This is a genomic window from Acidobacteriota bacterium, from assembly GCA_030697165.1.
In the GTDB taxonomy this organism is placed as follows: domain Bacteria; phylum Acidobacteriota; class Vicinamibacteria; order Vicinamibacterales; family UBA2999; genus 12-FULL-67-14b.
Genome location: JAUYQQ010000016.1, coordinates 1 through 19,115 on the forward strand (window position 1 = coordinate 1; position 19,115 = coordinate 19,115).

Below are 19,115 nucleotides of genomic sequence, written 5' to 3' on the forward strand. Positions count from 1 at the left end.
AAGGCCGGTTTGATCCCGGCAATGCCGCACCCACAGGGGGCGCTCGCCGGCGAGCCGGCTCGCGCTGACCGCAGAAAACAGTGATTAGGAGGGGGTCAGTTTTAGTGGCGCAAGGGGGTCAATTTCCCCTGTCGTTTGACAGTCCCGGTAAGTCTTTGGGTTAACACGATCGCTGCCGACGATAATTCTATGGTGGGCGATCCCATTGAAGAAATTGCCGCGCCGGTCAGATATGCCGCTCGCATTTCTTGCTATGGTGCAGTCCGGTGACCTCTTGCGGCCGGCTCGCTGAGATCGATAACCGAGGTGAGATCTGCTGTGTGCGTCCGGAAGAAGTGCGGTGGCTGTGGCTGGAGGGAATCTGCGGCTGGGTCGTGAGGCCCGCGCACGCCGGCTGAAATCTGCGGCTGTGTCCGGGGGCAATCTGCGGCCGGGCTTGTGAGGCCCGCATTCGTGGAAATCTGCGGCTGCGTCTGGGGGGATCTGCGGCTGGGGCGTCTGCGGCCGTATCGTCGGCGCGGCTCGACCCTGCGCTATAACGCCAGCCAGGCTCTCAGGGCGTCATCTACCGCATGTGAGGCTGCCTCATCACATCGTCCGACCTCGCGAATGATGCTGGCACGGGGCACACTCACGATCTTGTCCACCATCACCTGGGATGCCGACTTGAGGCCGGTGCGCTCGCCAGGCGGCATGCTGACCCGGAAGAGAGGCGCATCGATGCAGGCCGTGGTGATCGGACAGATGGTGACGCTGGCGTGCGTCGGATTGTACGAGTCGGCCTGCACCACGAGCGCTGGACGGGGCTTGCCGGTGTAGGCGCCGCGAGCCGAGACGATGACCACGGCGCCGCGGGTTATTTCCACCCGCGCGAATCCCCGGCGTGCTCGATGAAGGCGAGGGTCTCGCGATCGGCGTCCTGGGCGCTGGCCAACAGGGACTGGCGCCGAGCCTCGGCGTCCGGATCGGTAGCAGGACCAGCCAGGTGCGCCTCGAGGATGGCGCGGGCGACTTCGCTCCGGCTTCGTCGCGACCGCCGCGCCTCTCGCGCTAATCGGCGCTCGACCTCCGGCGTGAGGCGGACGGTAAGAATGGACGAAACGTTGGTCGGCGCGCCAGCCATGTATACAGTATACACCACGGCCCAGGGCATGCGCGGCCCGCGGACACTAGGTCCGCGGCCCGCGGACACTAGGTCCGCGGGTCGGCGCACATGTCGCAGACTCGATTCACCGAGTCGAACCCCAGCATCTCGACCTGCGGCGTCAAATAACCGTCCTTGATCGGTTCGGTCCGCAGCAGGTCGGTGCTCAAGTATTTCTTGTTGCTGTCGCAGAGCACGGTGACGACGATGGCGTCAGGGCCGAGGGTCTGTTGAATCTTGAGCGCGCCGATGACGTTGGCTCCCGCCGAGATGCCCACGGCCAACCCATGTTGCGCCAACAGCTGCGCCATCAGGATGGCGTCGCCGTCGTTCGCTTGAACGAGCGTGTCCAGTTCGTCGAAGTGGACGATCGGCGGCACGAACTCGTCCGAGATGCCCTGGATGCGGTGATGGCCAATCTTGTGGCCGGCCGAGAGCGTGGGCGACTCGGCGGGTTCGAGCGGATGCACACTGACCGCCGGCTTCTTCGACTTCAGGTAACGCCCGACGCCCATGACCGTGCCGCCGGTGCCGACACCGGCGACGAACGCGTCGGGGCTCAGCCCTTGCCCCTGCAGTTGCAGCCAGATCTCCGGCCCGGTACCGGTGACATGCGCGTCGATGTTGGCCTCGTTGGAGAACTGGTGCGGCAGGAAGGTGCGCGGGTTGCTTTCTTTCATGGCATCGGCGCGCGCGATCGAGCCGAGGAAGCCGCCATCGGCCTTGCTGACGAGCACCACCGATGCGCCGAAGCTGGCGATCAGCGAGATGCGTTCGCTGCTCATCCAATCGGGCATGAACACCGTCACCGGGTGGCCGAGGGCGCGGCCGATCGCCGCAAACGAAATGCCGGGGTTGCCGCTGGTCGCCTCGGCAATCGGATCGCCCGGCTGGATCTGCCCGGTCTCGTAGGCGCGCCGCAGGATGTGCAGCGCCATGCGATCCTTGATGCTGCCGGTCAGGTTGAGGGGTTCGTACTTCGCGTAGATGGTGCGCGGCTCGCCGTTGACGCGCAGCTCGAGCGACAGGAGAGGGGTGTTGCCGATCAGCCGGCGCATCGAGTGAAAGTGGCGGGTCAGGGCCGGGGCGGTCATGGGGGTTTGCATAAGCTCTCCCCTTGATGTTACTCCTCAGCGGGACGAGGCGAGCCAGGCCAACGCCTCTGACGGCGTGAGCACGCGCACGGCCGAGCCCTTGAAGTCGCCGGGATTGCGCGTCACCAGTGCCTCGCACTTCGCCCGTTTGGCGGCTGCGGCGGTGACCGCGTCTTCAAAGTCGGTCCAGTTCAGGGAGAGGGCCGCGTTCAGCACCGCATCATCCACGCCCGCCACGTCGAAGACCGACAGCAGGGCGTCGGTGGTCTCTCGGGCCATCCGGCCGCCGACCGCCTTGGCGTTCAGGTAATGCAGCGTGGTGACGGCATGGGCCGAGAGTAGTCCTACGGCCTCGCCCCGCTCGACCGTCGCCCACACGTCGGACGAGGCGTCAGCGAACGGTGCGCGGTCCAGCAGCACATCGAGCACCACGTTCACGTCGAACAGGATGCGCTTCACCGGTACTTGCGTTCGAGATAGCGGTGGTAGTCGCGCGCGGAGCCGCGCTTGAGCGAGCCACGAAGTCGGCTTAACACGGCTGGCGTGCTGCCAGCGCGGCCGGCTGGCGTGGCGGCCAGTTCCAGCAGCTTCTCAACGAGGCCCGACACCGAGGTCCCCTGTTCGCGGGCGTAGGTTTTGGCCCGTTCGACAACGCGTTCGTCCACGCTGAGGGTCAGCTTCGCCATACGTATGAATCTACCACGTTGATACGTATCTGGAAAACCTCAACCGTCGCGTATACTCCTCCTGCCTCGCTCCCCAAATGCCCACGCTGACCCCGAATACGAGACTTGGCCCGTACGAGATCGTCGACGCCATTGGCGCCGGTGGCATGGGCGAGGTGTATCGAGCCCGCGACACGCGGCTCGATCGCACGGTCGCGATTAAAGTCCTGGCGGGCAGCCTGGCTGCCGACGTCCAGTCGCGCGAGCGCTTCGAACGTGAGGCCAAGGCGATCTCGTCGCTGAATCACCCGAACATCTGCGCGCTCTACGACGTCGGCCGCGAGCAGCCGGCCCCCGACGAGCCGCCCGTCGACTTCCTCGTCATGGAGTACGTCGAGGGCGAGACGCTCACGGCGCGACTGGCGCGCGGACCGTCGCGCGCATCGCGCAACGCAGTGCTGAGCCGCGGCGATGCGCCATCGGATCCCACCGCACCGCCGTCGCCCTCGGCTCCCAATGCATTGCCGCCGATGACCGTGGACGAGGCGCTCGCGGTCGCCGTCCAGATCGCCGGCGCGCTCGATCGCGCCCATCGGCAGGGCATCGTCCATCGCGACCTCAAGCCCGGCAACGTGATGTTGTCGAAGGGGGCCGTGAAGCTCTTGGACTTCGGCCTCGCGCGGCTCTCGCGTGCGGGCGCCACCTCCGAAAGCAAAGAGGATCTTGGTCGCGGCCTGGTGAGCCTGGCGGATCTCTCGATGCCGACCGTGAGCTCGCCGCTGACGATGAAGGGGACGATTCTCGGCACGCTGCAGTACATGGCGCCCGAGCAGCTCGAGGGCAAGGAGGTCGATGCCCGAGCCGACATCTTTGCGTTCGGCGGCGTGCTCTACGAGATGCTGACCGGCCGCCGGCCATTCGAGGGCAAGAGCCAGGCGAGCCTGATCGGGGCGATTCTCGATCACACGCCTCCGCCGGTAACCTCGCTGCAGCCCGTGTCGCCGCCGATGCTCGACGAGATCGTGGCGCGGTGTCTCGCCAAGGATCCAGACGAGCGATGGCAGACCGCGCGCGATCTGAAACGACAGCTCGAGTGGCTCGCGAAGGAGATGGCCGAAGGTGGCGCCGCGACCACCGCGGTCGCGAGCATGGCGCCGGTCGCGCGGCCGAGCGCAGCCGCCCTTGTCGCGCGTGTCGGCGGCGCGATCCTCGCCGGCGCCGCTATCGCCGGTGCAGCGGCGTGGACGTGGTGGCCCCACGCGCCGCCAGCGGCTGTCCCGACGCGGTTTTCGGTGGAGTTGCCCGAGGGGCAGGCCTTCACGCGGACGGGCCGGCACGTGATTGCGCTGTCGCCGGATGGCACCAGCCTGGTCTACGTCGCGAATAACCAGCTCTATCTGCGCAAGATGGGCGAGCTCACGGCCGCGCCGATTTCAGGCACCGAAAAGTCCGATCCTAGCGAGCCGATCTACTCTCCAGACGGCCAGTGGATCGCATTTTTTTCCTCTTCGACGACGGAACTGAAAAAAGTGCCGATCTCCGGCGGCACGCCGGTGACGCTGGCCGTGGTGGGCAACCCCTTGGGAGGTTCGTGGCTTGGTGATCGCTTACTGTTGGGCCAAGCCTCGCCGCGCGGCATCGTCGAGGTGCCGGCCAGCGGCGGGACAGCGAAGCTCCTGGTCAGCGTGGATGAGAGCAAGGCGGAATTCGCGCACGGTCCCCAGCTCATCTCCGGCGGACGGGCGGTCCTGTTTTCGATTCGTACGGGGCAGCAGTCCTGGGACGACGCCGTCGTGGTCGTCCACGAGTTCGCGACCGGCCGCCGCACGGCGCTGATCAACGGCGGCACCGATGCCCGCGTGCTGCCCACGGGCCACCTGGCGTACTTCCGCGAGGCCACCCTTTTCGCGGTGCCCTTCGACGAGGAACGGCTGATGGTAAGCGGCGGCCCGGTGCCAGTGCAGCCCGGCATCCGGCAAGCTGCGGTGAATTCAACTGGCGCCGCGCAAGCGGCCTGGTCTCATTCGGGAGCCATGGCTTTTGTACCCGGTGGAGCGGCCGGCTCCAATCGAGAGCTCGTGTGGCTCAATCGCCAGGGACAGCAGGAGCCCACGACTGCGCCTCAGCGACGTTTTGTGATGGTAGGCTTCGGGTTGGCCCTGTCGCCTGACGGCAGCCAGGCGGCGGTCTCGGTCAGCGACGATGCCAACACCTCCGTGGGCACCGACATCTGGGTGTGGACGATCGCCCGGGGTGCATTGACCCGTCTGACGTTTTCCGGTGCGGCCGTATCACCGGTGTGGACTCCGGACGGCCGCCGCATCTGCTATCGCGAGGCCGATGAAGCGTTCTGCCAGGCCGCCGATGGTAGCGGGAAGCCCCTGTCGTTGTTCAAGCTGGCAGGATTGAATGCGCTGGGATCGATTTCGCCCGACGGTGCGCGGCTCGTGTTTACGGTCAGCGACCTGACAGCTTCCGCGAGGGCTGACATCATGATCGCCACGCTGGGACCGCCGATCGAGGTCCGCCCGCTGATCAAGACGGCGTTTGGAGAGTATTCTCCGAGGATCTCACCCGATGGCCGCTGGATCGCGTACCACTCGAACGAATCTGGACGCAACGAGGTGTATGTGCGGCCATTCCCCGACGTAGACCAGGGGCGGTGGCAGGTGTCGACCGAGGGGGGCAGTGACCCGCGCTGGGCGAGTAACGGCCGCGAGCTGTTCTTTAACGTGGGTGGGAATGCGATTGCCCTGTCGCGGTGGTCGAGTGCGATCCAGCCAGGGGCGACCTTCGTTGCGGGCAAGCCGACGCAGATCGCGACGTCACCGTCGGAGGATTACCCGAGTTTTGCCTACGACGTCGCGCCTGATGGGCGTCTTCTCGTCCACCTGGCCGCATCCAGGGGTACCGCCGCAGAGGCATCGCGACCTCAACTTGTGGTGGTGCAACACTGGTTTGATGAGTTGAAGGCTCGCGTTCCGATTCCCCGATAAAAGAAAACGGGCGGCGCGTCCGCCTTCGCGCCCACGCGCTCCGGCAAAACGGCCGCCCGCCCCCAACTTCCGACTTCTAACTTCTACTTCGTCCCGCCCTTGGCGGCAATGTGCTTGTGGATCGCCTCGACGGTCTTAGTGGCGCGGAACTCGACAATCTCCTTGGCGAGCGCCGTGGCCTTGGCGCGGTCCGAGATGTCCACGCCGTTGATGACGGCCTTGCCGGCCTTGACGCGCGCGTCGTAGCGCACCGAGTCCGGGTCATCGATGAACATGTTCAGCGTGATGATCGGGTCGTCGTGCAGCCCGTCGCCCTTGGCGGCTTCGGTGATCTTGCCGGCCATGTGCTTCGAGACGCTGTTGTAGTCGTAGTACTCGGGGATCTGCAGGGCCAGCGCCTTGCCGGCCCACTTGGCGGTGAGCGTGTCGGCCACGGTCTGCTGGCCGCGCTGGTTGCCGCCGCTGTCGCCGATGAAGATGATGTTCTTGAAGCCGTGCGCCTGCAGGCTTTCGGCGGTGTCGGTGAGCAGCGCCTGGTAGGTCTCTTCGCGCAGCGTGATGGTGCCGGGCGAGACCATGTGGCCGGTCTTGGGCTCGATGCCGCCTTCGGGCACGTGCTTGATGATTGGCGCGCACAGGGCGTTGCCCATCTTGCGGGCAATGGCTTCACAGTTCGCGTGCAGCACGTAGTTGTGCTTGCCGGTCACCAGCCACGGACCGTTGGGCTCGACGCCGCCGGTCGGGATGATGACGTTGGTCTTGCCGGCCTTCAGGGCGTCGCGGACGTCCATCCAGGTCATTTCCTCGATCCACACCGTGGTGGCGGGCGGCAGCGGGTTGACCGCGTCGACGCAGTTGTAGAGGTTGTCGGCGCAGTTGCCGCCGCCGATCGACCGTGGATCCGGAGCGGGGCGCTGGCGCTGCTGGCCGGCGGGCGCACCGGCGCCGGGCGGCTGGGCAGACGCGTACGTGGCGCCAAGGACGACGAAGCTGAGTGCGACGAGGGCGATCTGTTTCATGGTCCTCTAGCTCCCGGATTTGATGCGGAACGTGCCGTCGTCCATGCGTTCACGGAACTTGCCGTGGCAGGTGGCGCAGGTGGCGCCAAGCGGCGTGATCGAGGTCTTGGCGGCGGCGAGACTGCCAAGGCCGACGTTGATCAGGATGGCGTCGGCGTGCTTCTTGCCCTCGGCCGCGATGTTCATGGCTTCGGTGTTGCCCTTGGCCTTCCAGAACGCCTCGGTGTCAGCGAAAGCCTTCTGGATGATGGTGGCCTGTTCCTTGACGGGGTCGAGGTCCTTGCCGTCGAGTAACTTGCGCAGCGCCGCCTGCGCGGGCGGCAGCTGGGTCATGATCTTCTGCAGCGCCAGGTCGTCAGCGGTCATGGGCGGAATGGGCTTCTTGGCAATGTCGATGCCGGCCGTGTTGATCACGGCGGTAGCGAGCACGACCGGCTTGCCCTTGAACCGGGCCTGATCCTCAGGGGACAGGTCGATCTTGTAGTCCTTGAGCTTCGCCGCAACCGCGGCCGCATCAAACTTGATCAACTCGCCGATGACGGTGACGTAGCCGTTGGCGTCGGCCGGCTTCTGCAGCGTCGGCGCCAGCACCAGCACGTCCTTGCCGGTCGCCTTGGTCTTGTCCTGGTCCACCGAGAACGCGGTCGCGGTGAGGTTGGCTTCGACGGCGCCGGTCATCGTCACGAATTCGCCGACGTACTGATCCGGGTTGGCCGCGACCGAACTGGCAGCCACCGGCACCAGCGGCTTGGGCGGCGTATTGGCGGGCGGCGGCGGCGCCTGGCCGCCCTGTGCGGCCGTGAGGGCGCCGTAGGAAAGAAGGAATGCGGCCAGCGCGAGGCTGCCGAGAGTGACGGTCGAAATCGTCGATCGCTTCATGTGTCTGAACTCCTGCCGCGACGCCCGGGTCGGCACGATCTGACGCGGGCTCCGAACCGCCATATTGTAACGTCATCCGTGCCATCAGTGACGTAGCTGTTGTATCGTTCGCGTCACTCGTCTCCATTTGTAACGTGACCATGACCATGTCCACGCCACGCGCTAGCGACCTTCTTCTCGTTCTTCTCACGTCGCACGTCCTACTATTCACTTCGGTTGGCGCCGTGAGCGCCCAGGCCCTGCCCAAGCCGGACGGCTACGTCAACGACTTCGCGGGAGTTCTTGACGCGGCGACGCGCGCCAGGCTCGAGCAGCGCCTGAAGGAGGTCGAGGCCGCGTCCTCGTCTGAGGTCGCCGTGGCGACGGTGACATCGCTCGAGGGAATGTCGGTTGAGGAGTACGCCACCCGCTTGTTCAAGGAATGGGGCGTCGGGCAGGAGAAGGCTGACAACGGCGTGCTGATCCTGGTCGCGCCCAACGATCGCGAGATGCGCATCGAGGTCGGCTACGGCCTCGAAGGCGTCCTGCCCGACGGCCTGGCCGGCGAGATTCGCGACGAGCAGTTCCTGCCGCGCTTCCGAGACGACGACTACGCCGGCGGCATCAGCGCCGGCGTCGGCCGCATCGCCGACATCGTCGAGAAGAACCAGGTGCTGTCGCCGGAGGAACTGGCCCGCTTCAACGACTCCTCGAACGACGTGCCGGTATGGATACTGGTGCCCTTCCTCGGGATGTTCATCGGGATCGGCTCGTTCATGTTTGGACTCGGCCTGCGCACCAAGACCGTCTTCCCGATACTGTTCGGCGGCCTGTTCTCCGGCATTCCCATGCTGATGGCCTTGCTCGTGATGTTCACGGTCACCCTCTACACGCTCGCGCCGCTGTGGTTGGCCATGGCAGCGACTGGTTACTGGCTGGGCAGCAGAAAGAAGTGGAAAGACAGCTTCCGGCCGGGTAAGGGCGGTGGCAAGGGCAGCAGCGGCAGCGGCAGCGGTTGGGTCATGGGTGGCGGCAGTTCCGGCGGGTCGAGCTCCGGCGGGTCGTCCGGCGGCAGCAGCAGTTTCGGCGGCGGATCATCGGGCGGCGGCGGCGCCAGCGGACGATGGTAGCCGCCGCGCGCCGGGGTTGGCTCGTGGCGGCGGCCGCCGCGGCTGGCTTTGCATCGGCCTGTACGCTGGCCGGCCCACGCGAAGAAGCGTTCGTGCGCGGTCGCCTGGCCGCGATGGCGGAGGTCGCGTCGGTCGAGGTGTCCTGCGGTTCGGGATGGCTGAACCCTAAAGGGGATGTCTGCGTGACGGTGACCACCAACGGCGGCAAGCAATTGCGGTTTCAGGGTGTTGGCTACGACTCGTTCGGCTCCGCGCCGTCGCGGGTGCGCCTGGTGGCCGCCGGCGGCCTGTCCCCGCTGGTGGTGTCCTGCGAGTCGCAGTCGGGCTTTGCCGATATCGATCGGTCGGGCCTCTTCGGCCATCACTTCTCGCCGGTCATTGAGGCCGTGCCTGAAGCCGTGCGCCGCAGCGTCGACGTCTTGGAAGAACTGGAGTACTGGCCGCAGTGCCCGCAGTTCTGGGAAGTGGGCGGGCCGCAGGGGACGACCTTCCGCTACTGTGCCCACAAGTCGGGCGCGCGCGGCGAGCCGCCGCCACGGCCGTGCGATCAATCGTTGGACAGGACGAAGTAGAGCAGCACCGGGGCCACCAGTAAGCACGCGGCCGCGGCGATCGCCACGACCATGCTTTGCCGCAGCACACCGCTGACTGCCCCCGACACTTCACCGTTGGCAATCAACGGCGCCGCCACCTCGCGCGCCCAGTCGGCCGCCACGATCAGCGTCGGCCAGGCCATGCCGGCGACGGCTATCAGGATCCCAAGAGTGATGGCGGCAGTTACGCCGTGCAGCCACGCCATGGGCCGCGTGGCGGCCTGCGCCGACTCCAGCCGCGCCCGCACCGCGGAACGCCACCACACCTGGCCGGCCACCGGCACATGCACTTCGCGGCGTGCGTGACCGTGATCGGCACGGAGCACGACCGCCACTTCCGCGACCTCGCGGCAGATCTCGCACTGCTGCGCGTGGGCCACCAGTTCGTCGTCTTCCGAGGGCCATCGGCCCGCAAGCACGGCGCCGAGCACACGGTCTTCACGAGCGCATTCGAGACTGCTCACGATCGGCCTCCGGGATTTCTCAGGATCACCGCCAGGCGGTGACGGGCGCGGAACAACATGCCTTTCAGGCTAGCCGTCTTCACGCCAATGGCAGCGGCAATTTCCTCGTGCGACCACCCTTGCGCGTAGGCCAGCCACAACAGGCTCCGCTCGCGCGGCTTCAGGTGTTCCAGGGCTCGTGCCAAGTCGATGCGCGCCGCCGCCTGGTCGGCGTGGTGGGCGTCAACCGGTGCGGCGAGCGCCTCTTGCGCCGCGGTCGAGACCGGCACTTCCACGCGTGGCCGGCGGCGGTGGTCGTGCACCAGGTTCGTGGCAATCCGGAACAGGTAATGCTTCCGGTGGTCATCGCTGTCGAACACGGCGTTCGAGCGCAGGAACTTGTAGTACGCCTCCTGGAGCAAGTCGTCCGCGAGCCGGTCGTCGTTCGTCATGCGGCCCAGGTAGGCGCGGACCGGCCGCGCCGTCAGCTCGTAGAAGGAGCGAAAGGCTTCCTCGGTCATCTGGAACGTGCGTTCGGCTTCGTCAAAGGCGCCGAGGCGTTCCATGTCGGTCAGCGCCAGTTCACGCATTGCCGGAACTCGCATCAGTGATGGCGGCTCTCGCCGGGAACAGGCCGAGACGCGACGACACCAGGTAGGCCATGACCGAGGCGACGACGAAGCCGGCGCCGAGGGCGAGCAGAATCACGCCTACTACAGTAAAGGCTTGTTGCGCTTCATTGGTCACTGAATTCGCGGCAAACCGGAAGCCGACGCCGACGGTAGCGAGCACGATGCCGGCCATCATCGACCAGATGATGGGACCGACGGGCGCGGCGCCCATCCGGGGCGAATCCGGCTCCTGCTGGATGGGAGCCGACTCGAGAAAGCGGCGGCCGGCAGGACTCTGGATGTAGGCGAGCAGTTCTTCGTTTGTAGTCATGCGCTCCATCAGCTTGGTGTGAACGTCTGTTTGCACCTTCGTCAGCCGTAGCCACCGGCGGTGTTGAATCACGGCGCGCACCAGCCAGATCAGGATGGCGAAGAAGGCGCCGAAGCCGAGAAAGCCACCGAGGCCACCGAGCAGGACGCCGAGCGCCTCGACCTCGGGCGACATCGGCGTGCGGCGCTGCTCGTAGTAGTCGTAGCCGCCGAAGAAGAACGTCGGGTTCCGGAGGACCTCCGGATGTTGCTGGAGGAACCCCACCAGCTGCGGATAAGGTGCAATGTAGTCGGCCCGGCTCAGCAGGCTTGGGTCGCGCCGCAGGACCTCGCCGACGGCGGGCGGGTACTGCCGCAGGAGCTCCCGCAGCTGTTCGCGTGTCTCGTTGGCGTCGGTCGGGACCTGGAACACAGGGGCGGCCGGGGCCGCAGGAGGCTCGGCCGGTGCCGGCGGCGCCGGCTGAGCCGACAGGGTGGCCGCGGTCAGCAGGGTGGCCGCCAGGGCCGAGAGAATGCGTTGCTTCATACCCCTTATTACGGATGACCTGCCAAAAGGTTAACGGCGCGGTTTGATACGCTGGGGTCATGACGGTCCGCCGACGGCACATGTCCATGCTGCGGTCCTACACGTGGGCCGACCTGCTGACCATCCTCAACGCCTCGTGCGGCACCATCTCGATCTTCCTGTGCCTCGACTACATCGCCACCGACAACCGCCGGTTTCTGTGGGCGGCGTTTTTTCTGCTGCCGGCCGCGTTGCTGTTCGATGTGCTTGATGGCTACGTGGCCCGGCTCGACAGCCGCCGCCAGTCGGTGCTTGGCGCCGACCTCGACTCGCTGGCCGACGTGATCTCGTTCGGCGTCGCGCCCGCCGTCCTCGGCTTCACGCTCGGCCTGCGCGGCGGGTGGGACATGGTGATCCTGACCTACTTCGTCGTGTGCGGCGTCAGCCGCCTGGCGCGCTTCAACGCCACCACCGAAGCCCTGACCGACGCGGCGACCGGCAAGGTCAAGTACTTCGAGGGCACGCCAATCCCCACCAGCGTGGTGCTGGTGCTGGTGCTCGGGTTGGCGCAATATCTCGGCCGCGTGGACGACCAGTTGTGGTTCGGCGTCTACCAGGTGGGCCCGGCCCTGTTGCACCCGTTGGTCCTGATGTTCGCGGCCAGCGGCAGTGCGATGATTAGCGCGACCCTGCGCATTCCAAAACCCTGATCCCTGATCCCTGATCCCTGATCCCTGATCCCTGAACTCCCCGAGGTATAGTCCGCGTCATGCGGACAGCGAGGCTCGGGATGTGCGCGTTGGCGGTGTTCGGTTCCCTCGCACCTGCGGCCCAGGCGCCCTTTGCTTCCGGGCCCGGCGCTCCGGTCCTCTACGAGAACGTCCGCCTGATTCCGGGCGACGGCACCGCCGCAATCGAACGGGCCGCGATGCTCGTGGAGAACGGCACGATTGCTCGGGTGGCGCCCGCCGGCTCCATCGCCGTGCCGGCCTCGGTGCGGCGCGTGGACCTGGCCGGGAAGACCATCATTCCGGCGCTGATCGGCACCCACGGCCATCCCGGATTCCAGCAGGGGCTGAGCTATTCGGCCGGCAACTACACCCGCGAAACCGTCATCAGCGACCTGGCGCGCGCGTTGTACTTCGGCGTGAACGTGGTGCAGTCGCAAGGGATCGAAACCGGCGACCTGTTGTATCAACTGCGGTCGGAGCAGACCAATGGCCGGCCGCAGGGCGCGCTGCTGCAGGTGACTGGCCGTGGCATCGGCTCGCCGAATGCCGGCCCCGGCGGCGCCGCCTACACCGGCATCGCTTATGAAGTAACAACCGAGGCCGAGGCCCGCAAGGCCGTGGCGGAGCTGGCCGCGCGCCGCGTCGACATGGTCAAGATCTGGGTCGACGATCGCAACGGCCGCGCGCCGAAGCTCAGCCCGCCCCTCTACCGCGCCATCATCGACGAGGCGCATCAGCGCCAACTGCGCGTGATCGCCCACGTCTTTTATCACGCCGATGCGGTCGATCTCGTTGATGCCGGTATCGACGCCTTCGCGCACATGGTTCGCGACACCGTGATGAGTGATGCGCTGGTGGCAGCGATCGTCAAGAAAGACGTGGTGGTGATGGGCAACCTCACGACACCGCTCAAGCCGACGTTCGCGGCAACGCCGCCGTGGCTCACCGCCGGTGACCCCATGATGGCCCTGCTCACCCCGGCGGTCATTGCGCCAGTCATTGAGCGCATGCGGGCCTACTACGCAAAGCGTGAACCCAAGGCGGTGGAAGCCGCGCGTCAGCGGTACGGCATCCTGCGGCAGAGTCTCGCCAAGCTGGCTGCCGCCGGCGCGAAGGTCGTGCTCGGCGCCGATACCGGCCTCGAAGATCACCACTTCGGCTTCGCCGAGCAACTGGAACTGCAAGCCATGGTCGAGGCCGGCATGTCGCCGTCGCAGGCGATCGTCGCCGCGACCAGCCGCGCCGCCGCGTTCGTGAACCGCCCCGACACCGGCGCCTTGAGGGTGAGCAAGCGCGCCGACTTCCTCGTCCTCGACGCCAACCCGCTCGACGATATCACCAACACCCGACGGATCTCGCGTATCGTCATCGGCAATGCAGAGGTCGACCGCGCCGCGCTCATCGCGCTCATGCGGTGATCGTGGGCCACAGAGGACACAGAGGACACCGAGTCAATTCTTTCTAAATGCCAGTCGGCGCGTTCGACGCTCGATCGCATTTCGAGAGTTTGCTCTGAGTCCTCTGTGTCCTCTGTGGCCAATGTTCGGTACGGCGTTAAGATGGCTGCATGCCCCTGCCGGCAGACGCCCACATCGGCTCCGTCAGCCTGACCGTCAATGATCTCGACCGCTCGGTGTCCTTCTACTGCGACACCCTCGGCTTTCTGGAGTCCATGCGAGACGGCCGCACGGCATACCTGTCGGCCGGCGGACCGGTCCTGATTGAATTGCACGAGCGTCGCGATTCGGTGCCCAAGCCGCGTCGCAGCACCGGCCTGTTCCACTTTGCCATCCTCGTGCCCTCGCGCGCGGCGCTCGGCCGCTCGTTGCGGCGCCTTGCGGACCGGCAGTGGCCCCTCTCCGGCGTGGCCGATCACCTGGTCAGCGAGGCGTTGTACTTGAGTGACCCCGACGGCCTGGGCATCGAGATCTATCGGGATCGCCCGCGGGAGACCTGGCGCACCGCTAACGGCGAGCTGGCCATGACCACCGATCCGCTCGACGTGCAAAGCGTGGCGAACGAGGCGGGCGCTGATGCGGCGTGGCAGGGGCTGGAGGCCGCAACCGTGATCGGTCACGTGCACCTGCACGTCTCGCGGCTCGAAGACGGCGAGGCGGTGTTCTGCGGCGACGTGGGGTTCGAGCCGACCGTGCGCGGTTACCCCGGTGCGTTATTCGCCGCGGCCGGCGGCTATCATCATCACCTGGGTATGAACACGTGGCTGGGCGCAGGCGCGCCGCCGCCGCCCGAGCACGCGGTCGGCATGCGGTCGTTCACGCTCGAGGCCGCGCAGCTCGAGCGCCGCACCGTGGCCGACACGGGCACTGGTGTCGTGGTCCAGTTGATCGGAGGCTGACGCGATGCGCCTCATGCTGATCGCGGCGATGATCGCCACGCTTGGGCAGGATGTGGACCGCGAGGTGCAGCGCCTGGCCATCGACGGGTGGGTCGCCGCGCGCGAACTGGCGCCCAAAGGCGGCGCCCTCGAGTTGCTCGGGCCCGTCAACCTGCGCCTGCGCGCCCTGGATGGCATGCCAGGGGTGGCGGCGCGGTATGCCGACGTCGCCATTCGCGCCGCCGTCAGCGCCGCCCAGGACGAGCGCGACGAGATGGAGGTGTTCCTGGCCCACGCCCGCGACCTGTCCGACACCATGGCCCTGGCCGGCGCGCCGGCACAGTGGCCGCTGCCCATCGACGAGCTGGCCGGGGAGCTGTGGCTCGAGGTGGACCGGTACACGGAGGCGCGCGATGCCTACTTGCGCGCGACCAGGGTGAAGCCGACCGCCAACGCCTGGGTCGGCCTGGCCCGGGCCAGCGACCGGCTGGGTGACCTCGTCGCCGCCTGCGCCGCCTACACCCAGGCTGGGGCCACGGCCGGCCTGCCATCGGCGGTGGAGATCGAGATCTCGTTGTACGCCCTGAAGTGCCGCCGGTGATCTATCGACCCGAAGTCGCCGAAGAACTGGCGCGGCATGGCCTGGCGCCCAGGCCCGACACCTCGCCCGAGCGTTTGCGGGAGCAGATCAACGATCTCTACCGGATTGAGATTCGCCGCTTGCGCGATCGCTGCCGGGCCGGGGAGTTCAGCACCAGGGACCTGCCGGGCCACGTGATCGCGTTGCGCCAGCGATACCTGCTCCTGTCGATCCCCATCGCTCAGTGGACCGTGCTACCTTAAAACCACGATGAGCAGGATGACGCGCATGGTCCATCCGCTCGTTCGTGACACCCGCGGCGGCCCGCTTCGGCAGGCCTCGTGGGACGAAGCACTGGAGCGCGCGGCTACCGGGCTCGACACCGTGCGGCAGGCGCATGGCGGCCGGGCCTTCGGCCTCTTCAGCTGCTCGAAGAGCACGAACGAGATGAACTACGCGGCGCAGAAGTTCGGGCGCGTAGTGATGGGCTCGAACAACCTGGATAGCTGCAACCGCACTTGACATGCCCCAAGCGTCGCCGGTCTGGCGGCGGTATTCGGCATGGGTGGCGGCACCAGCTCGTATCAGGAGATTGAAGAGACGGACTGCATTCTCTTGTGGGGATCGAACGCCCGCGAGACGCACCCGATTTTCTTTCACCACCTGCTCGCGGGGCTGAAGCGAGGGGCGAAGCTCTATGCGATCGACCCCCGGCGCACCACCTCCGCGCAGTGGGCCGACGTGTGGGCGGGCCTCGATATCGGCACCGACATCGCGCTCTCGAACACGATGGCCCGCGAAATCATCACCAGCGGCCTGGCCGACCGCGAGTTCATCGAACACGCCACCACCGGTTTTGACGCCTATCGCGGCCTGGTCGAACCCTGGACCCTGGAGCGTGGCGCGGCCGAAACCGGTGTGCCGGCCGGCGTCATCCGCGAAATGGCGCACACCTATGCCACGGCCAAGCGCGCGATCATCTGCTGGACGCTGGGCATCACCGAGCACCATACGGCCGTCCATAACGTCATGGCGCTCATCAACCTCGCGCTGTTGACGGGCCACGTCGGGCGCTGGGGCTCGGGCCTCAACCCGCTGCGGGGCCAGAACAACGTGCAGGGCGGAGGCGACATGGGCGCGCTGCCCGATCGCCTGCCCGGCTTTCAGCATGTCGAGAACGACGAGGTCCGGGCGAAGTTCGACCGGTTCTACGGCGTCCCGGTGCCGCCGAAGAAGGGCTGGCACCTGTCGGGCATGTTCGACGCGATGGAGCGCGGCGAGTTGCGCGCCCTTTATGTGATCGGCGAGAACCCGGTGCAGTCGGAAGCCGATCAGCACCGCGCGACGCGGCTGCTCGAGGGACTCGACTTCATGGTGGTCCAGGACATCTTCCTGACCGAAACCGCCCAGCGCGCCGATGTTGTCTTTCCGGCCGCGGCCGGCGCTTTCGAGTCAGAAGGCACGTTCACGAACAGCGAGCGTCGCGTGCAGCGCGTGCGCAAGACCCTCAATCCGCCAGGCGAGGCGCGTGAAGACCTGGCGATCATCTGTGACCTGGCGCGCAAGCTCGGGCACGATTGGCCGGCCGACGCCGAAGGCATGTGGAACGAGGTGCGCCAGCTGTCGCCGGTTCACGCCGGCATGAGCTACGCGCGGCTCGAGCAGCACTCGGGGCTGCAGTGGCCCTGCTACGACGATCACCATCCGGGCGAACTGTTCCTGCACGGCCGGCTCTGGGAGCGGCCGGTCCGTGGCCCGCGGGCGCCGTTCTCCATGGTGCGGCACGAGCTGCCGCTGGACCAGCTGAACGAGCAGTTCCCGCTGCGCCTGACGACGGGCCGGCGGCTGGCCGAGTACAACACGGGCGTGCAGACGGGATCGTATGCCTCGCCGACGCGGCGAGGCGAGACGATCGACGTCTCACCTGAAGATGCCCGCCGCCTCGGCCTGGCCGAGGGGCAGCCCGTGACCGTCACGTCGCGCCGCGGGGCGGTGGTGGCGCCGGTCCACATCGATCACGCTCTGCGGCCAGGCCTGACGTTCATGACGTTCCATTTCCCCGATCAAGTGGCCACCAACATGCTGACCAACGATGCCACCGATCCCCTGGTGGGCACGGCCGAGTTCAAGGCCACCGCTATTCGAATCGAGACGGGAGTCGGGAGTCGGGAGTCGGGAGTCGATCGGAAAGACAAGGGTTCTTCCGACTCCCGGTTCCCGGTTCCCGACTCCCGGCCCTAACCATGGATCTGCATATCGTCGGCGCCGAAGCCACCGAAGCCGAGCGCGCGGCGGTCGATCGCCTCCTGGGCCCCCCGGCAACCGGATGGCACGGCGCGGCGCGGGACATTGGCCGCGACGGGCGCACGGCCATTGGCGGACGGCAGGTCACGGGTGACCGCGACCTGCTGCTGCCCGCCTTTCACGCCGTCCAGGACGCCATCGGCTGGATCAGCCACGGCGCCCTCAACTACGTCTGCACCCGGCTGTCGGTTCCGCCCGCCGAGGCCTGGGGCGTCGTCACCTTCTATCACCTGTTGGCCACGGAGCCGCGCCCGGTGGCCGTCGCCCATGTGTGCGACGACATCGCCTGCCGCTTGAAAGGCGCCGACCGGATGTGCCGGGAGCTGGAGTCGCGGCTCGGGCACGCGGTGCACCGCTCGCCGTGTCTTGGGCAATGCGATCACGGGTCCGCCGCGCTCATTACTCGGGCCGGGAGCGAGCCGGAGCGGTTTGTGCTCGCGCCGGTCACCGCGGAGGAGGTCGTCCGGGCGGTTGAGATCCCGAGGGTTCCGAAGGTGACTACCGTGCCGGCTGGTGCGGGTACCCGAATCCTTCGGCGCATGATCGTGGCCGATGTCACCAGGCTCGACATCTATCGCCAGCACGGCGGTTACGCGGCGCTGACGAAGGCGATCGCCATGGGTCCCGCGGCCGTCATCGCCGAAGTCTCGGCGGCGAAGTTACTGGGGCGCGGTGGCGCGGCGTTTCCGACCGGCCGCAAGTGGGAGGCGGTGGCCCGCGAGCCGGCGACACCGCACTATGTGGTCTGCAACGCGGACGAGTCCGAACCCGGCACGTTCAAGGATCGCGTGTTGATGGAGCAGGACCCCTTGGCCGTGATTGAGGCGATGACGATTTGTGGACTCGCGACCGGCTCCGAGCACGGGTTCATCTACATTCGCGGCGAGTACCCGGAGGCCGAGAGCGCCATTGGCGCGGCGATCGAACAGGCACGGGCGGCCGGCTTGCTGGGGCCGAGCGTGGCAGGCTCGGGTCACGCGTTCGAGATCGAGATTCGCCGTGGTGGCGGCGCGTACATCTGTGGTGAAGAAACGTCGCTGTTCAACTCCCTCGAGGGCAAGCGCGGGGAACCGCGGTCGAAGCCGCCGTTTCCGGCGCAGATCGGCGTGTTTGGGAAGCCGACCGTGGTGAACAACGTCGAGACGCTCGTGAACGTGCTCGACATCCTGGTCGAAGGCGGCACGGCGTGGGCGCGAACCGGCACCGCGGGCTCGACTGGCACGCGGCTGTTCTGCCTGTCTGGCCACGTCGCGAAGCCAGGCCTGTACGAGATTGAATGCGGCCAGACGCTGCGGCATGCGATCGACCTGGCCGGCGGTGTCCCGGGCGGCCGGTCGCTGCAGGCCGTGCTGCTTGGCGGCGCCGCCGGCACGTTCGTCGGCCCGGATGCGTTGGACATGCCGCTGTCATTCGAAGGCGCGCGTGCCGCCAATGCCACCCTGGGATCGGGCGTGATCATGGTGTTCGACGACACCGCCGATCTGTTGGACACGCTGGCCCGCATCGCGCAGTTCTTCCGCGACGAATCCTGCGGCCAATGCGTCCCGTGTCGCGTCGGCACGGTGCGGCAGGAAGAACTTCTGCGCGGCCGGGATCAGGGATCAGGGATCGGGGATCAGGGCACGGTGCTCCTGAGTGAGCTGGGTCAGGCGATGCGAGACGCGTCGATCTGCGGACTGGGCCAGACGGCAGCGTCGGCCATTGAATCGGCATTTGCAAACCTGCCCTCTTTGAGAAGGTCCGGGTCATGACCAACGACGAGATCTCATTCCGCTTG

20 protein-coding genes are annotated in these 19,115 nt (G+C 67.0%); 10 read left to right on the top strand and 10 right to left on the bottom strand.

The features are described 5' to 3' along the window. Nucleotides 1–533: 533 nt before the first annotated feature. The 5 genes from Q8T13_16055 to Q8T13_16075 all read right to left on the bottom strand — a co-directional run bounded on the left by Q8T13_16055 (nucleotide 534) and on the right by Q8T13_16075 (nucleotide 2,924). Nucleotides 534–866 (bottom strand): type II toxin-antitoxin system PemK/MazF family toxin, encoded by a 333-nt coding sequence (locus tag Q8T13_16055; GenBank protein ID MDP3719276.1) that lies wholly within the window; start codon nucleotides 864–866, stop codon nucleotides 534–536. Beyond that, entirely contained in the window at nucleotides 857–1,123 is a 267-nt protein-coding gene (locus Q8T13_16060) for a TraY domain-containing protein (protein MDP3719277.1), read from the bottom strand. The genes Q8T13_16055 and Q8T13_16060 overlap by 10 nt, the downstream gene beginning before the upstream one ends. A 68-nt stretch (nucleotides 1,124–1,191) precedes the next feature. Beyond that, nucleotides 1,192–2,238 carry a cysteine synthase family protein gene (locus tag Q8T13_16065; GenBank protein MDP3719278.1) on the bottom strand — a complete coding sequence of 349 codons (1,047 nt, stop codon included), beginning with the start codon at nucleotides 2,236–2,238 and terminating at the stop codon, nucleotides 1,192–1,194. Nucleotides 2,239–2,274: 36 nt separating this feature from the next. Further along, entirely contained in the window at nucleotides 2,275–2,697 is a 423-nt protein-coding gene (locus Q8T13_16070; GenBank protein MDP3719279.1) for a PIN domain-containing protein, read from the bottom strand. Next, nucleotides 2,694–2,924 (bottom strand): DUF6364 family protein, encoded by a 231-nt coding sequence (locus Q8T13_16075; protein ID MDP3719280.1) that lies wholly within the window; start codon nucleotides 2,922–2,924, stop codon nucleotides 2,694–2,696. Before Q8T13_16075 ends, Q8T13_16070 begins: the two co-directional genes overlap by 4 nt. Nucleotides 2,925–3,001: 77 nt before the next feature. Between Q8T13_16075 and Q8T13_16080 the strand changes: the two genes are divergently transcribed. Then, nucleotides 3,002–5,899 carry a protein kinase gene (locus Q8T13_16080; protein MDP3719281.1) on the top strand — a complete coding sequence of 966 codons (2,898 nt, stop codon included), beginning with the start codon at nucleotides 3,002–3,004 and terminating at the stop codon, nucleotides 5,897–5,899. 83 nt (nucleotides 5,900–5,982) lie between these two features. On the opposite strand, the gene Q8T13_16085 is transcribed toward Q8T13_16080, so the two are convergent. Next, nucleotides 5,983–6,918: a creatininase family protein gene (locus Q8T13_16085; protein MDP3719282.1), complete on the bottom strand. Its 936-nt coding sequence runs from the start codon at nucleotides 6,916–6,918 to the stop codon at nucleotides 5,983–5,985. A gap of 6 nt (nucleotides 6,919–6,924) precedes the next feature. After that, nucleotides 6,925–7,797, bottom strand: a complete 873-nt coding sequence (locus tag Q8T13_16090) for a hypothetical protein (GenBank protein ID MDP3719283.1) — start codon at nucleotides 7,795–7,797, stop codon at nucleotides 6,925–6,927. Nucleotides 7,798–8,021: 224 nt separating this feature from the next. On the opposite strand from Q8T13_16090, the gene Q8T13_16095 reads away from it, so the two are divergent. Together Q8T13_16095 and Q8T13_16100 are read left to right on the top strand one after the other, a co-directional pair. Beyond that, complete coding sequence (locus Q8T13_16095; protein MDP3719284.1) at nucleotides 8,022–8,906, top strand: TPM domain-containing protein; 885 nt, start codon at nucleotides 8,022–8,024, stop codon at nucleotides 8,904–8,906. Continuing rightward, nucleotides 8,900–9,478 (top strand): hypothetical protein, encoded by a 579-nt coding sequence (locus tag Q8T13_16100; protein ID MDP3719285.1) that lies wholly within the window; start codon nucleotides 8,900–8,902, stop codon nucleotides 9,476–9,478. The genes Q8T13_16095 and Q8T13_16100 overlap by 7 nt, the downstream gene beginning before the upstream one ends. Here Q8T13_16100 and Q8T13_16105 read toward each other — a convergent pair. From Q8T13_16105 to Q8T13_16115, 3 genes are read right to left on the bottom strand one after another with little or no spacing between them, the layout of a single operon-like run. Next, nucleotides 9,454–9,963: a hypothetical protein gene (locus Q8T13_16105; GenBank protein MDP3719286.1), complete on the bottom strand. Its 510-nt coding sequence runs from the start codon at nucleotides 9,961–9,963 to the stop codon at nucleotides 9,454–9,456. The two genes, Q8T13_16100 and Q8T13_16105, sit on opposite strands and share 25 nt — an antisense overlap. Beyond that, nucleotides 9,960–10,547 (bottom strand): RNA polymerase sigma factor, encoded by a 588-nt coding sequence (locus Q8T13_16110; protein MDP3719287.1) that lies wholly within the window; start codon nucleotides 10,545–10,547, stop codon nucleotides 9,960–9,962. Before Q8T13_16110 ends, Q8T13_16105 begins: the two co-directional genes overlap by 4 nt. Then, on the bottom strand, nucleotides 10,525–11,409 hold the full coding sequence (locus tag Q8T13_16115) for a hypothetical protein (GenBank protein MDP3719288.1): 885 nt from the start codon (nucleotides 11,407–11,409) through the stop codon (nucleotides 10,525–10,527). Before Q8T13_16115 ends, Q8T13_16110 begins: the two co-directional genes overlap by 23 nt. A gap of 59 nt (nucleotides 11,410–11,468) precedes the next feature. On the opposite strand from Q8T13_16115, the gene pssA reads away from it, so the two are divergent. From pssA to Q8T13_16150, 7 genes are all read left to right on the top strand, one after another. Beyond that, nucleotides 11,469–12,098, top strand: a complete 630-nt coding sequence (gene pssA / locus Q8T13_16120) for a CDP-diacylglycerol--serine O-phosphatidyltransferase (GenBank protein MDP3719289.1) — start codon at nucleotides 11,469–11,471, stop codon at nucleotides 12,096–12,098. A gap of 59 nt (nucleotides 12,099–12,157) precedes the next feature. Beyond that, on the top strand, nucleotides 12,158–13,537 hold the full coding sequence (locus Q8T13_16125) for an amidohydrolase family protein (GenBank protein MDP3719290.1): 1,380 nt from the start codon (nucleotides 12,158–12,160) through the stop codon (nucleotides 13,535–13,537). 149 nt (nucleotides 13,538–13,686) lie between these two features. Next, complete coding sequence (locus Q8T13_16130; GenBank protein ID MDP3719291.1) at nucleotides 13,687–14,475, top strand: VOC family protein; 789 nt, start codon at nucleotides 13,687–13,689, stop codon at nucleotides 14,473–14,475. A 4-nt stretch (nucleotides 14,476–14,479) separates the two neighbouring features. After that, nucleotides 14,480–15,055 carry a hypothetical protein gene (locus Q8T13_16135; protein MDP3719292.1) on the top strand — a complete coding sequence of 192 codons (576 nt, stop codon included), beginning with the start codon at nucleotides 14,480–14,482 and terminating at the stop codon, nucleotides 15,053–15,055. Continuing rightward, nucleotides 15,052–15,297 (top strand): hypothetical protein, encoded by a 246-nt coding sequence (locus tag Q8T13_16140; GenBank protein ID MDP3719293.1) that lies wholly within the window; start codon nucleotides 15,052–15,054, stop codon nucleotides 15,295–15,297. The genes Q8T13_16135 and Q8T13_16140 overlap by 4 nt, the downstream gene beginning before the upstream one ends. Nucleotides 15,298–15,304: 7 nt before the next feature. Continuing rightward, nucleotides 15,305–17,275 (top strand): molybdopterin-dependent oxidoreductase, encoded by a 1,971-nt coding sequence (locus tag Q8T13_16145; protein ID MDP3719294.1) that lies wholly within the window; start codon nucleotides 15,305–15,307, stop codon nucleotides 17,273–17,275. A gap of 2 nt (nucleotides 17,276–17,277) precedes the next feature. Continuing rightward, a complete protein-coding gene (locus tag Q8T13_16150; protein MDP3719295.1) occupies nucleotides 17,278–19,089 on the top strand; it encodes an NAD(P)H-dependent oxidoreductase subunit E in 1,812 nt (603 codons plus the stop codon). Nucleotides 19,090–19,115: the final 26 nt, after the last annotated feature.